Annotated in this window: 9 protein-coding genes; 7 read left to right on the top strand and 2 right to left on the bottom strand. The window is 68.5% G+C overall.

Annotated features, from left to right (window positions below; translation table 11 throughout):
- Window positions 1–6: 6 nt before the first annotated feature.
- The gene (locus VGR67_05880) at window positions 7–1,869 is read right to left on the bottom strand and encodes a sulfatase (protein ID HEV8335924.1); all 1,863 of its coding nucleotides are present in this window, start codon (window positions 1,867–1,869) and stop codon (window positions 7–9) included.
- Between the two features lie 136 nt (window positions 1,870–2,005).
- Window positions 2,006–3,028, bottom strand: coding sequence for an SGNH/GDSL hydrolase family protein (locus tag VGR67_05875; GenBank protein HEV8335923.1), 1,023 nt, complete (start codon window positions 3,026–3,028; stop codon window positions 2,006–2,008).
- An 88-nt stretch (window positions 3,029–3,116) separates the two neighbouring features.
- Between VGR67_05875 and VGR67_05870 the strand changes: the two genes are divergently transcribed.
- The 7 genes from VGR67_05870 to VGR67_05840 are packed head-to-tail and all read left to right on the top strand — an operon-like array spanning window position 3,117 to window position 14,128.
- Window positions 3,117–4,397 (top strand): DUF2334 domain-containing protein, encoded by a 1,281-nt coding sequence (locus tag VGR67_05870; protein ID HEV8335922.1) that lies wholly within the window; start codon window positions 3,117–3,119, stop codon window positions 4,395–4,397.
- Window positions 4,397–6,379, top strand: a complete 1,983-nt coding sequence (locus tag VGR67_05865) for an arginine--tRNA ligase (protein ID HEV8335921.1) — start codon at window positions 4,397–4,399, stop codon at window positions 6,377–6,379. Before VGR67_05870 ends, VGR67_05865 begins: the two co-directional genes overlap by 1 nt.
- A 35-nt stretch (window positions 6,380–6,414) precedes the next feature.
- The gene (locus tag VGR67_05860; protein ID HEV8335920.1) at window positions 6,415–8,220 is read left to right on the top strand and encodes a SpoIVB peptidase S55 domain-containing protein; all 1,806 of its coding nucleotides are present in this window, start codon (window positions 6,415–6,417) and stop codon (window positions 8,218–8,220) included.
- On the top strand, window positions 8,217–10,502 hold the full coding sequence (locus VGR67_05855) for a hypothetical protein (GenBank protein ID HEV8335919.1): 2,286 nt from the start codon (window positions 8,217–8,219) through the stop codon (window positions 10,500–10,502). The genes VGR67_05860 and VGR67_05855 overlap by 4 nt, the downstream gene beginning before the upstream one ends.
- Before the next feature lie 43 nt (window positions 10,503–10,545).
- Window positions 10,546–12,171 carry a peptide-binding protein gene (locus VGR67_05850; GenBank protein ID HEV8335918.1) on the top strand — a complete coding sequence of 542 codons (1,626 nt, stop codon included), beginning with the start codon at window positions 10,546–10,548 and terminating at the stop codon, window positions 12,169–12,171.
- Window positions 12,171–13,148 (top strand): ABC transporter permease, encoded by a 978-nt coding sequence (locus VGR67_05845; GenBank protein ID HEV8335917.1) that lies wholly within the window; start codon window positions 12,171–12,173, stop codon window positions 13,146–13,148. The genes VGR67_05850 and VGR67_05845 overlap by 1 nt, the downstream gene beginning before the upstream one ends.
- Complete coding sequence (locus VGR67_05840) at window positions 13,148–14,128, top strand: ABC transporter permease (protein ID HEV8335916.1); 981 nt, start codon at window positions 13,148–13,150, stop codon at window positions 14,126–14,128. Before VGR67_05845 ends, VGR67_05840 begins: the two co-directional genes overlap by 1 nt.
- Window positions 14,129–14,139 lie beyond the last annotated feature (11 nt).

Genomic DNA, 14,139 nt, shown 5'->3' with positions numbered 1-14,139 from the left:
CCCGGCTTATTGCACGTAGCCGAGCGATCGGAGCTGCTCTTCGAGCTCCGCGGGCAGCCGCCGGCGGCCCCCCTTCTCGTCGCCCCCCGGCTTGGCCACCTTCTCGGCCCGCTTCCACACGCTCTCCACCGCGGCGGCCGCGCCGGCGTGGGCGGTGGAGGAAAGGTCGGTCTTCTCCGCCGGGTCGGCCTCCAGATCGAAGATCTCCAGGGGGCGCACCCCCGGAATCGCGATCCCGGCATTGGCCTGCTCGGGGCGCGGGGCGAGGATCACTTTCAAGCTTCCCTGCCTGAGGGAGAACCGCTCGGGGCCGTACTCAGTCGACTCCGCCGCGATCGGCGCGAGCGCCGGCTCTGCGCCGCCGCGCAGCGCGCTTTCCAGGCTTCTGCCGCGATGCTGCGGATCGGGGGGAAGCCCGGCAAGCGCCAGAACCGTCGGGGCGACGTCGAGCAGGCTGACGGGCGCGCCAATCCGCGCTCCGGCGGCCACCTTGCCCGGCGCGCGGAAAAAGAGCGGCACGTGCAGCAGCTCTTCATAAAGGGAGTGGCCGTGTCCCGGGCTGCGCCGCATGTCGTGGTCCCAGAGATCTTCGCCGTGGTCCGAGAGGACGACGAGCAGAACGCGGTCCAGGATTCCTTCCTCCCGGAGCGTCTCGAGCAGGCCGCCCATGACGCGGTCGGCGTGCGCCACGTCCCCGTCGTAGAGCGCGGCCACGTAACGGCGCTCGCCGGGCGTCAGGAACCTCTCGCCCCGCTGCACCGCGACCACGTCGGCCACCTCGAACGTCCGCGCCAGCCCGCCCGCATCGTGCGGGTCGGCCAGCTCCGAATGGGTGTAGGGGCTGTGCACTTCGTAGGTGTGCAGGAAAAGGAAGAAGGGATGAGCGCGGCGGGAGCGGATCCAGGCGAGCGCCGCGGCGGCGATCCGCTCCGGACCTCCCTCTTTCCCCTCGTCGTGCTCCTCGTAGATCTCGAAGCCTTGCGACAGGCCGAGATAGGCCGAGATGTAGCCGCCTCCGTTGAAGGAAGCGGTGCGAAATCCGGCTTCCCGAAAGTGCTCCGCCAGCGTGGCAATCGAAGGGCGCAGCGGCTTGTGCTCCCAGCGCGTCCCGTGATCGTACGGCAGCAGCGAGCTGAAGATCGAGGCATGTGACGGGAGGGTCCAGGGGGCCGCGGACTCGGCATGCTCGAACACCGTCCCCTGGCGCGCCAGCGCGTCGAGCCGGGGCGTCAGCGGCCGGGGACAACCGAGAGCTCCCAGGCGATCGGCGCGCAGGGTGTCCAGCGAAAGCAGGATCACCGACAGGCCGTTCCCCGGACGGGAGGCGGACAGCCGCGGCGCCCCCAGGGCGGCGGCCGCCGACAGGACGGCGAGCGACAGCCCGAGCGTCGCGGCGAGCCCCGGGCGCGCCGGACCCGCGCCGGCGGTGGCGCGCCGGGCTCGTCCAAAACTTTCACGGAACCGGGCGGCGAGCAGCGCTCCCGGAGGGCCGGCGATCATCGCGAAGAAGCAGAGCGAGACGAGCTTGCCGCTGAAGATTCTCAGGGGAAACAGACGCGGCCGCAGCGGGAAGGCGGCGAGCGCGACCCCTGCGGCATAGAGGATCGCCAGGATCGCCATGCAGAGAAGGGGGCCGCGCTTCGTCCGCTCGGACGCCGCGAAGAGAAGCTCGACGCCTAAGGAGAGCAGCGCCCCGAGGATCGTTCCCGCCAGGAGGGGGGGGAAGAAACGCTCGCCCGCCAGGTGGAACATCCGGCGTGAAAGGTCCTCGTTCAACAGGACCTGCCAGTAGCCGAGGGCGAAACCGGCCGCCCACCCCGCCAGCGCCCCTTCCCCCGCCGCTCGCAGCCAGCGACCTGTCCGGCTCAACCGACTCTTCCCCTCCGGCGCCGCGGGACGGCCGACTCACGGCGCGTCCGCCGAGCGGCGCAACGATAGGCAGATTCGCCGCGTGCGTCAATTCGCCCGCCCCCGGCGGCGTGCTCCGACCGGCGGCCCCGAAGCTTCACGGAGCGGGCGCCTCCTCCGGCGGGAAAACCGCGTCGGCGATCGCCCGGGCGGCCAGCGCGTGCGCCGCCGGGCTCGGGTGATCGTCCTGCTCGGAGAGCCGGAGGTCCGGCGCGGCGTAGCGCGCGAAGACCGGCAGCAGATCCACCGTCGCGAACCCTTCCGCTCGCGCGCTCTTCGCCACCTGCAGGTGAAGGTCGCGATACGGGTAGGCCGCCCATCCGCTCCAGCGCACCAGCGGAAAAATCACCAGGACGACCCGCGTCCCGTGCGGCTCCGCCGCCCGGCGAATCGAGCGGAACCCCTTCTCGACGCTCCCCCATTTCTCCCGCCCCGGGGCATGCAGATAGCGCAGGTAATCCCCGCCGCCGAATCTCCAGATCTCGAGCCAGTTCCAGCCGAGGTGGAGCAGGCGAAGGACGTGCGAGCGCCTCCACCATTCCGGCGGGTCGAAGTACTTGTGCAGCGATTGGCGGGGATCGATTTCGGGATCGTTGAGGACATAGCCTATGATGACCAGGCGGGGATCGAGACCGGGCGCTTGGCGCTCGAAGACGGCCGCCTCGTCGCGCGTGCCATAGCCGACGACGCCGAGATTCAGAACTTCGAACCGCGCGGCGCTCCTCCCCGGGCTCTCGTTCAGAATCCGTTCGAGGACCGCCGGATAGGTCTCCTCCTCGCGGACCCCGAAGCCGAACGTGAAGGAGTCACCGAGCGCCACGATCCGGAAGAGATCCGGATCGCGGGGCCGCGGGTCCGGGCCGCGGAAGCCGAGGCGGTTGGTGCGGACCTGCATCCCCTCGAACGTGCCGTTCCGGCCGGGGATCATTTCATAGCTCAGTCCGGGAACGCGCGAAGGACGGTACAGCGTCTCCGAGCCCGCCGCCTTGGGACGGCTCGGCGGCTTCAAATACTGCACGGGACGAAACAGGCGCAATCCCGCCTCCGCGAGCCCCAGCGCCAGCAAGGAGGAGAGCGTCATGAGCAGGAGCGGAATTCCGGCCTTCTTGATCCGACTCATGCGTGCTTCCTTTCGCGCGGGACTCGCCCGGCCCCGGACGGGGCGGGGGGATGCTAGCAGATCGAAGCTCTCCTCATGGGCGGGCCGCGTGCCGCCGATCCTCGGCTTGCTGCTCCTGGCCCCGGCCTCCCCGGCCGACTGCGCCGGCGACGGCGCCCGGCTCACGATCGTGCTTCGTTACGACGACGTCGACGCGAAGAGCGACATGGGCCTGGAGGCGAGGATCCTCTCCGCGCTGCGCTCTCGCGGGATGCGCTGCACGCTGGGGGTCACTCCGCGGGTCGTGGCCGGAAGCGCGTTCGATCCCGCCCAGCAGGAAGGGCTGCCGCTGCCGCCCGAGAAGATCGCGCTGCTGAAGGACGCCCTCTCCGACGGGACGGCCGAGGTGGCCCTGCACGGCTTTTCCCACCAGACGGTGCGCCGTAAGATCGACGGGGGCTTCATGAAGCCCTTCGGCCGCTACCACTCGGAGTTCTTCGGCGTGAGCCGTCCGGAGCAGGAGAGGAAGATGGCGGAAGGTAAGAGGATCCTGGAGGAAACCCTCGGCGTCCCCGTCAAGACCTTCATTCCGCCCTGGAACGCCTATGACTGGAACACGCTGACCGTCGCGGCCGATCTGGGCTTCGAGAACTTCTCGGCCGCCCGCCGGGGACTGGTCCTCGCCTCGTCGCCGCTGCGCTTCGTTCCGCGGACCTGCGACGTGGCCGATCTGCGGGAGGCGGTGGCGTCGGCGCGGCGCGTCAAGGATCGCGAGGCGTTGATCGTGGTTCTCTTCCATCACTACGATTTCAGGGAGTCGAGCCCGCAGAACGGCCGGATCGACTTCGGCGGCTTCGAGAGCCTCCTCGACTGGCTCTCCCGCCAGGGAGATCTGCGCATCGTCGGCATCGCCGCGGCCGCCGCATCGTCGGGCGATCTCGGTCCCGGCCGCTTCTGGTGGAACCGCAACGCCCTTCTCTGGCAGATCACGCCGCCACTTCTGAACCGCTTGCTGCCGTCCGACGCCAAGCCGCTCTACCTCGGCGTCGCCGCGGCGCGCGCCCTCAAGGTGCGTCTGTGGATCGTCGTCCTGGGGGTTTACCTCGGGATCGCGGCCGCCGCCGGCTGGCTCGCCGGGCGGATCGCGCCGAGGCTCCGCGCGCGGTCTCCCCGGCTCGCCCGGGGCGCGGTCGGACTCTCCCTCGCCGCCTTCGCCGCGGTCGTCGTCGCCGCCCTCTGGGACGGCGAGCCCTACTCCGGAGGAGCCACGGCGGCCTTCTTCATGGCGGGGGCGTGCGTCGGAGTGTGGCGCGGGGCCGCGGGGGGATCCGCGAGATCGGCTATACTTCGCGCCCCCCGGGGGTCCCGCAGCCCGGCCGGGAGCGGATGATGGATCGAATCAAGGAAGAGGTCTCGCGGCGGCTGGTGGGTTTCGTGCGGGAGACCTACGCCCTGGAGGTCGCCCCCCCCGGATTTCTTTACCCTCCCAATCCCGAATACGGCGATCTGGCGCTGGCGCTGGCCTTCGATCTCGCGAAGCGCCTGCGGAAGCCGCCGCGGGCCATCGCCGCCGAGCTCGTCGCTTCCCTGGCGGCGTGTCCGGGAATCGATCGCGCCGAAGTGGCCGGCGCCGGGTACGTCAATCTCTTCTTCGACCGCCCGACGTACGTCGCCTCCGTGTTCGAGGAGCTGCGCTCCCCGGACGCGGCCCCCTCCGGGGGGAAGGTGATCGTCGAGCACACCAACATCAATCCGAACAAGGCGGCCCACATCGGACACCTCCGCAACGCCGTGCTGGGAGACACGCTCGCCCGCGCGCTGCGCTTTCTCGGCCGCCGGGTCGAGGTGCAGAACTACATCGACGACACCGGCGTGCAGGTCGCCGATCTGGCGCTCGGGATCACCCAGCTCGAGCGGCTGGACCTGGAAGGAGTGAAACGGTTGGAGGAGGATCTCGCGGATAGCGCGCAGCGGCTGGATCATTACTGCTGGGATCTCTACGCGCGGGTCACCGACTGGTACGAGTCTTTCGACGACCCGACCCAGAAGGAGGGGCTCCGCCGCGCCGCGCTCCATGAGATGGAGGAAGGCAAGACGCCGCTGGCGAAGATCGCCGCCTACCTCTCCGAAAAGATCGTCCGGCTGCATCTCGCCACCATGGAGCGCATCGGGGTCGCCTACGATCTCCTGCCCCGCGAGAGCGACATCCTGGCCCACCGTTTCTGGGAGAAAGCGTTCGAGCAGCTCAAGGCCTCGGGCTCCGTGTCGCTGTCAGCCGCCGGAAAGAACGCCGGCTGCTGGGTGATGGACCTCGCCTCGCGCCCGGAGTTCGCCGACCTCTCCGAAGGCGAGAAGATCCTCGTCCGCTCGAACCATACCGTCACCTATGTCGGCAAGGACATCGCCTACCAGCTCTGGAAGTTCGGTCTGCTCGGCTCCGATTTCCATTACCGGCGGTTTCACGCCTACGAAGGGGGCGCCGTTCTGTGGGCGACCGACGTGGCGGGAGAGCCCGACCATCCGCCGTTCGGCCGCGGCGAGACGATCTACAACGTCATCGACGTCCGGCAGTCCTATCTTCAGAGAATCGTCGTCGAGAGCCTCCGCCTCCTGGGGCATGCGGCGCAGGCGGAGCGCTCCATCCATTTCGCCTACGAGATGGTGGCGCTCTCTCCCCGCTGCGCCAAGGAGATGGGGATTCCCGTCCCGGAGGAAGAGGAAGGACGGCCGTTCCTGGAGATGTCGGGCCGCAAGGGGGTTGGGGTCAAAGCCGACGATTTGATCGACAACCTGATCCGCCGCGCCGAAGAGGAGGTGGCCGCGCGCCATCCCGACCTCGACCCGGCCGCGAGGCTGGAAGTGGCGCGCCGGATCGCGGTGGGAGCGCTGCGCTATTACATGCTCCGCTTCACCCGCAACAAGGTGATCGCCTTCGATTTCGCCGACGCCCTCTCCTTCGACGGGGAGACGGGCCCTTACGTGCAGTATGCGGCAGTGCGGTCGGCCGGAATTCTCGCCAAAGTGGCGGCGGCCGAGAGGATTTCCGAGAGCGATCTGGTCACCCGCGCCGCGGCCTCGGATCGAGGCTTTCTTCGGGAGGAGTCCTCCGGGGAGGAATGGGAGCTCCTGGCGCTGCTGGGAAGGCACCGCGGCACCGTCGAGCAGGCGGTGGAGAGCCTCGAGCTGTCGGCGCTGGCGAAATACGCCTTCGTCCTGGCTCAGAAATTCAATGCCTTCTATCACAAGCACCCGGTCCTGCAGGAAAGGGAGGCGCGCCTGAAATGGGGGCGCGTGCTGCTGACCTGGCTCTTCCGAGAGCGCCTGACCAGAGTCCTCGATCTCATGGGAATCCCCGTCCCGCGGCTCATGTAGGGAGGCTCTCATCCCTGTGTTATGATTTAAGTTCTATGAGTCGACGCGCTTCGTTCCTCCTGCTTCTCGCCCTCGCGTCGGCGCCCGCCCTGCCGGCGCGCGCCGACGAGATCCTGCCCTATTCCGAGCTGAAGATCGGCATGAAGGGGGAGGGTCGATCGGTCTTTCAGGGCACCCGCATCACGAAGTTCAACGCCGAGATCACCGGCTTGATGGAGAACATCGCCCCCAAGAGAAACCTGATCCTGGTCCGCCTCAGCGGCGATCCGGTGGACCGCACCGGCGTCCTGGAAGGGATGAGCGGCTCGCCGATCTACGTCAACGGCCGCGTGATCGGGGCGGTGGCCTACAGCTGGGCTTTCGCGAAGGAGGCGATCGCGGGGGTCACTCCGATCGAGGAGATGCTGGACGTCCAGAAGAGAGGGGCGGGCTCGCCCGGCCATTCGCGCTCCGCTCCCTCCCTCCCGGGGCTATCGGCTCTCACTCCCCTGCTGCATCCTGACGCGCTTCTCGGCCACTTCGATCATTACTTGAGCGCCGCGGGCATCGCCCCCGAGCCGCTCGCTTCCTTCAGCCCGATCGGAACCCCCCTGGCGTTCTCCGGATTCTCGGCGCCTCTCCTGGCGCGGCTGGCGCCCGACCTGGCGAGCGCCGGGCTGGTCCCCGTGCAAGTGGGGGTGGCGGGCAAGTCCGAGGAGTCGGCGGACGCGCTCGCGCCGGGCTCCGCGGTGGCCGTCAAGCTCGCCAAAGGGGACGTGGAGATCAGCGCCGTGGGCACGGTGACCTACCGGGACGGCGATCGCCTTCTCGCTTTCGGCCATCCCCTCATGAACCTCGGTCCGATCTCGATGCCGATGTCCGCCGCCGTGGTCCACACGCTCATGCCTTCCCTCAACTCGTCGTTCAAGATCGCCTCTCCCGTGTCCGGCGACATCGGCTCGATCCAGCAGGACCGCGCGGTCGCGATCGCCGGATCGCTCTCCGCGCCCGCCCGCCTCATCCCGGTGCGCGTCGAGATGTCGGGGAATCTCTCCCGCCCCGAGCGCTACGCCTTCGACGTGATGGAGGATTCCTTCCTGACTCCCTACATCCTGTACGCCTCGCTGAACGCCATCCTCAGCAGCGCCCAGAAGGACTACGGGGAGATCACCGTCCGGCTCCAGGAGGGTTCGGTCATCAAGGTGGCGGGAGAGGAGGACATCGTCCTGAAGAATCTCTTCTCCGGGGACCAGGCGCCCTTCTACGCCTCCGGCACCGTCGCCTACATCTCGCAGCTGATCCTCAACAACGAGTATCATCCCGCGCGGATCAACGGGATCAACCTGCTCTTGGAATACTCCGACGAGAAGCGCAGCGCGCGGGTGGAGCGCGTCTGGTGCGGCAAGGACCGCGTCAAGGCGGGGGAGAAGATGCCCCTCACCGTCACGCTGCAGCCGTACCGGGGTCAGGAGATCACCCGCACCTTCGAGCTGACCATTCCCGAGGAGCTGACCCCGGGCAAGCTGATCCTCCAGGTCGGGGACGGGGCGACCGTCAGCCGCAAGGAGGAAGCCGACGCTCCCGAGCTTCACCCGCGCGATCTGCCGCAGCTCATCTGGCTGATCAACCACATCCGGCCGAACGATCATCTCTACGTGATTCTCACCCGTCCCGACAACGGGCTGTTCTTCCAGGGGGCCCGGATGCCCGACCTTCCCCCCTCCAAGGCGCTCGTGATGCTCCGCCCCCAGACGGAAGGGAACTTCCTTCGAGTGGGTTTCCGCGGCGTCGCCGAGGAATCGATTCCGACCTCCTACGCCATCGACGGATACAAAACCCTTACCCTTGAAGTGGAGGAATGAGCCCGATGATGCCGTGGCGCAGCCCTTCGCGCATCCGCAGGCTGCTCCGGTCGCTCGCGGCGGCCGGCTGCCTGGTCGCGGGATCGGAATCGATCTATGCCGTCTCACCCGTCCTCTGGACGCAGCAGAGCCTGGCCGACTTCGAGAAAGGCAAGCCCGACGGCGTGGCGGTGACCGCGCGGGGAGGCATCCTCCTGGCCCGGACGATCCGGGAGCTGCCGGTCAAGGCGCTGGAAGAAAACTCGCAGCCGTTCCTCTGGTGCGAGACCCTGGACTCCAAGGGGAATCTCTACGTGGGAAGCGGCAACGACGGCCGGGTCTTCAAGATCGCCCGCGGCGGGTCCGGCAGCCTGTTCTATTCCTCGGGCGAGCTGGCGGTGCAGGCACTGGCGGTCGACGCCCGGGACAACCTCTTCGTCGGAACGAATCCGGAAGGTAAGGTCTACCGCCTGACGCCGGACGGCAAGTCCGAGGTCTGGTTCGATCCCGAGGAGCGCTACATCTGGGCTCTGGCGGTGGATCGCTCCGGAAATCTCTTCGTCGCCACCGGGGAGCACGGCATCATCTACAAAGTCGGGGAGCGGGGCAAGGGAGCTCCTTTCTACGACAGCGAGGAGTCCCACATCGTGGCGCTGGCGCTCGACCGGCAGGGAGGCCTTTTGGCCGGCTCCTCCGGCAAGGGTCTCCTCTACCGGATCGCCCCGGACGGCAAGGGGAGCGTCGTGCTCGACACCGCTTTGAAGGAGGTGAACTCCATCGCTCTCGACGCCGCGGGTCGGATCTTCGTTTCCGCCATCCAGGGCGAGTCGCCCGCCGCCAGGATCCCGAAAGGGGTGCGGGTCTCGGCGCCCGGGGCGCAGGAGGCGGTGGTGGCGACGGTGGTTCCCGAAGGAGGGCCGTCGCTGTCGGAGACGATTGGCGAAGAGACCGGAAGGACCGAGGAGGCGACTCTCCCGGCGGGGCCCGAGACCCGCCCGGTACGCAGCCAGGTGTTTCGCGTCGACCCGGACGGTACCTCCAGGCCGATCTGGAGCTCGGAAAGCGAGACGGTCTTCTCTCTGGCGGTCTCCGGGGAGACCGAGCTCTATCTTGGGACGGGCGATCTCGGCAAGATCCGCCGGGTCGAGCCGGACGGCTCCTCGAGCCTGGTGGCCCGCCTCTCCTCATCCCAGATAACTTCCCTCCTCGCCTCCCCCGACGGATCGCTCTACGCGGCAGCGAGCAACTCGGGGAAGGTCTACCTGCTCGACAAGGAAGTGGCCGATTCGGGAACCTACCTCTCGCCCCCCCGGGACGCCGGGACGATTTCCCGCTGGGGGCGGATCAACTGGCTGGGATCGGCGCCCGCCGGCACGAAGGTGGAGGTCTTCACCCGGACCGGCAACAGCGCCCTGCCCGACACCACCTGGAGCGATTGGTCGCCCGCCTACTCGACGCCCGGGGGCAGCGGCGTGGTCAGCCCGGCGGCGCGGTTCATCCAATGGAGGGCCCGTCTGTCGAGACAGACGAAGGGAGCGACTCCCCTTCTCGAAGCGGTCTCACTGGTCTACCTTCCCGCGAACCTCCCGCCGGAAGTGCGCAAGCTCGAAGTGAATCCGCCCGGGGTCGTCATCCTCAAGCCTCCGCCTCTTGCCGAACCCGAGGCCGCCGAAACCGCCTTCTCGGGGCAGCCGGTTCCCCCCGAAGGAACGGAGTTCGCCTCCCCGTTCCCGGCCCTTCCCGGCAAGAAGATCTTCCAGAAGGGGATGCGCTCGATGAGCTGGGAGGCATCGGATCCGAATTCCGATGCGCTGCGCTACGATCTTTACTACCGGGTCGACGGAGACTCGGATTGGAAACCGCTGGTGCGGGGAGTCAGGGAAGGCTACTTCGCCTGGGATTCGACGCGGATGCCCGACGGGCGTTATCGGATCAAGGTCCAGGCAAGCGACGCCCCCTCGAATCCCCCCGGCGGGGAGAAGATTGGCGAGGAAGTCAGCCCCCCCTTCGTGGTCGACAACCTGCCTCCACGGATTGAAGCCTCCGTGAAGAAGGAGGACAAGAGGATGGGCATCGACGTCCGCGTCAGCGACTCGGCCAGCCCGGTGCGCTCCCTCGAGTATTCGCTCGACGCGGCGCCTTGGATCCTGGCGGTCCCGACGGACGGCATCGCCGACTCGGCGTCGGAGCAATACCGGATCCCGCTCGACAAGCTTCCGGCGGGCAACCACTCCATGCTCCTGAAGGCGACCGACACCGAGGGGAACGTGGGCACCGAGAAGGTGCCTCTGTCCGGCAGCTAGACAAGACCTGACACGAGATCCTCCACGGAAAGGGCGCGCGCGCGTGGCCAACCGACTTGGCCGGGTCTGCTGCCTGCTGGGCGCGGCGCTGCTCTGGGCGGGATGCGGGACCCGCGAGCCCACGCGGCCGACGGGCCCGCCGGCCGAAAAAGTCGAATTCGTCCTGCCGATCGATTCCGACCCCGCCACGCTCAATTTCGTCACCGGAACCGACGTCTGGCAGTCGCTGGTCGCCCGCTTCGTCGCCGATTCTCTGGTCGACGACGGGGAAGCGCTCGAGCCGGTGCCGCGGCTCGCCTCCTCCTGGGAGTTCTCCCCGGATCGCAAGGTCCTCACCTTTCATCTGCGGCAGGGGGTCCGCTGGCACGACGGCCTTCCTTGCACCGCCCGGGACGTCCTGTTCACCTACGCCAAGCTGCGCGATCCCGCCACGCACGCCCGCGCCGACTTCCTCCAGGACGTGGCGGAGGTGACGGCTCCCGATGACTTGACGCTTCGGGTCGTCTACCGGGAGCCGACCGTTCTGGCCCTCGACGCCTGGAAATTCCCGATCCTCGCGGAGCACCTCTTCTCCCGGGGCGACTTCCTGGCCTCGGCGGTCCACCAGTCGCCGGTCGGAACCGGACCGTTCCGTTTCGATTCGTGGAAGCACGGCCGCGAGATCGTTCTTTCGGCGAACCGCGACTACTTCCTGGGGCCGCCCCGCCTGGACCGGATCATCCTCAAGATCATGCCGTCTCGCGCCACCCAGTTCCAGGCGCTGCTGACGGGTGAGGTGGATTGGTCCTCCATCCCCCCGGAGGAATGGGAGGCGCGCAAGTCGCAGGCCGAATTCCGCCGCCGCTATCACCTCTTCGAATACCCCGTCCTCTATCTTTACTACCTCGCCTGGAACGAGAAGACCTCCTTCTTCGCCGATGCGAAGGTGCGCAACGCCATGACCCTTTCCCTGGATCGGGCGGGCTACGTCCGGAAAGCCTACCGTGGGGGCGGCATCGTGGCGGTCACCACGTTCCATCCACGGCAGTTCGGCTTCGACCCCGGGCTCCTTCCCCTGCCGCACGATCCGGGGCGCGCGGCGGCCCTGCTCGACGAGGCGGGATGGCGCCGCGACCCGGGCGGAGGTCCGCGCCGCCGCGCCGGGAAACGCTTCCGCTTCGAGCTCCTGATATTCCAGGCGAACCCGGTGCAGGAACAGATCGCCGCTCTGCTCCAGGAGAGTCTCGCGCGCCTCGGCATCGACATGGAGATTCGCGCTCTCGACTTTCCGGCGCTTCTCGACCGTCTGCAGCGCCACGACTTCGAGGCCGCCTTCTCCGGGTGGTCCTTGACGCCGGACCCCGATCCGACTCCCTTCTTCCATTCCGACCCCATCCTGGGGCCCTCGAACTACGTCGGCTACTCGGACGCGGAGCTCGACCGGCTCCTCGTGGAGGGCCGCCATGCCTTCGATCCGGCGCGGCGGAGCGCGATTTACCGGCGCGTTCAGGCAATTCTGGGCCGCGACCAGCCCTACACCTTCCTGTTCTTCCCGATCCAGAGGCTCGCCCTGGACTCCCGGTTTGAAGGCGCCCGGGTTACGGCCGCGGGCAGTCCGCTGCGGGCCTTCCCCGGCATCCTGAACTGGTACGTTCCGGCCGAGCTGCGCAAGCCCCGGGCGCGACCCTGATGGCGGGCTTCCTGATCCGCCGGATCCTTTCGGTCGTCCCGACCCTCCTCGGGATCACGCTGATCACGTTTCTGCTCCTGGAAAAGCTGCCGGGGCGCGAGATGGCGCTCGTCGGATCCCCCGGGGCGGGACTGCCTTCCGTGAGAGCTCTCGAGGAGGTGCGCCGCGCCTATCATTTCGACGAGCCGGTGCCCCGGCGGTACGCGCGCTGGGTGCTCCGTCTGGCCCGGTGGGATCTCGGAGAGTCGATGTTGGAACACCGTCCGGTCGGCGAGATCATCGCCGCCGCCGCGCTTCCCACGTTTCTCCTGAACTTCTCGGCGCTGCTGCTGGCCTTCGGCGTGTCGATTCCGCTCGGAGTCGGCTGGGCGCGGCGCCGCGGCACGGCCTCCGAGCGGGCGGGAACGACGCTGTTCCTGCTGCTGTACGCCTTTCCGAATTTCGCCGCCGCGCTGCTGCTCCAGCAGTTCCTCTCGGTGCGTCTGGGACTGTTTCCCCTGCAGGGGCTGGGAGGCGCCTCGGCGGGAGCGGGGCCGCTCGTCCGGGCCGCCGACTTCCTCCGCCACCTCGCCCTTCCCGCGCTCTGTCTGAGCTACGGCTCGCTCGCCTACCTCACCCGCTTCACCCGGGCCAACCTCCTGGAGGAGATCGGCCGTGAATACCTGACCGCCGCCCGCGCCCGGGGCCTCGGCGAGCGGCTCCTCGCCTGGAAGCACGCCTTGCGCAACGCCGCCATTCCGCTGCTGACGCTGGTGGGGCTCCTCATTCCGGCCCTTCTCGGCGGGAGCGTCCTGATTGAGACAATCTTCTCCTGGCCCGGTCTCGGGCGGCTCTACTTCTATTCCCTGACGAACCGCGATTTCCCGGTGATCCTCGCCCTGACGACGCTGGCCGCCCTGCTGACGCTCGGAGGGTCGTTCCTTGCCGATCTCCTCTACGCGCTCGCCGATCCGCGCCTGCGACGGGAGGAGACGTGATGCCAGCACGCAGCGCGCGCCGGGGGCTTCTTCTGGCCGCTTTGGCCCTCCTGGCCCTGCTGGGCGCGCCCTTTCTGGCGGGGGAAGCCCCGCTCGCCGCGCGCCGCGCGGGGCTTCTCTGCTTCCCCGCTCTGGCGGGTGTTCCTCTGGTTGGAACGGGTCTCGACTGTCCCGGCGGCGATCCGATCGACTGGGCGGCCGTCCGCAAGGCGGGAGGCGACGGCATCCTCCTGAGCCTGCCGATCCCCTATGGGCCGTACGCCTCCGATCTCGATTCGATCTTCGAGGCACCTTCCCCCAGGCATTGGATGGGAACCGATTCGCTGGGACGGGACGTCGCCTCGCGCCTGGTCCACGGCATTCCCGTCGCTTTCACCGTGGGCGGACTCGCCACCCTGCTGGCGCTGATCCTGGGAATCACTCTGGGAGCGTTCGCCGGAGCGGGCGGGAGATGGACCGATCTGACCCTGTCGCGCCTGATCGATCTGGTGGCCTGCTTTCCGACTCTGGTCCTGGCGCTGGCGCTCGTGGCCGCCTCCGTCCGGCCTGGGATCGGCGTCCTGGTCTTCTCGATCGCCGCCACCCGGTGGACCGGCATCGCCCGCTTCTTTCGAGGCGAGGTTCTCCGGCAGCGCGATCTCTCCTATTGCGAAGCGGCGCGCGCGGCGGGAGCCGGGCGATCCTACCTTCTGGCCCGGCACATCCTTCCCAACGCCCTCTCGCCCATCTTGATCACGGCCGCCTTCTCGGTGGGAAGCGCGGTGCTCCTTGAGGCGGGCATGAGCTTCCTGGGCCTGGGGCTTCCGCCTCCCGCGCCGAGCTGGGGAAGCATCCTGGCGGAGGCCCGCGATCAGGTCGTCCCCGCCTGGTGGCTCGTCCTCTTTCCCTCGATGGCGCTGTTCGCGACGGTGCTCGGATGCATCCTCCTGGCCGAGGGCTACCGCGATTCGACCGATCCGAGGATCACGCGGGTGGGCTGAGGGGAGGGACG

This window comes from Candidatus Polarisedimenticolia bacterium (genome assembly GCA_036004685.1).
Taxonomy (GTDB): Bacteria; Acidobacteriota; Polarisedimenticolia; order Gp22-AA2; family AA152; genus DASYRE01.
Note: the sequence above shows the minus strand (reverse complement) of the source record. Positions and strands in the feature narration are given on the sequence as shown.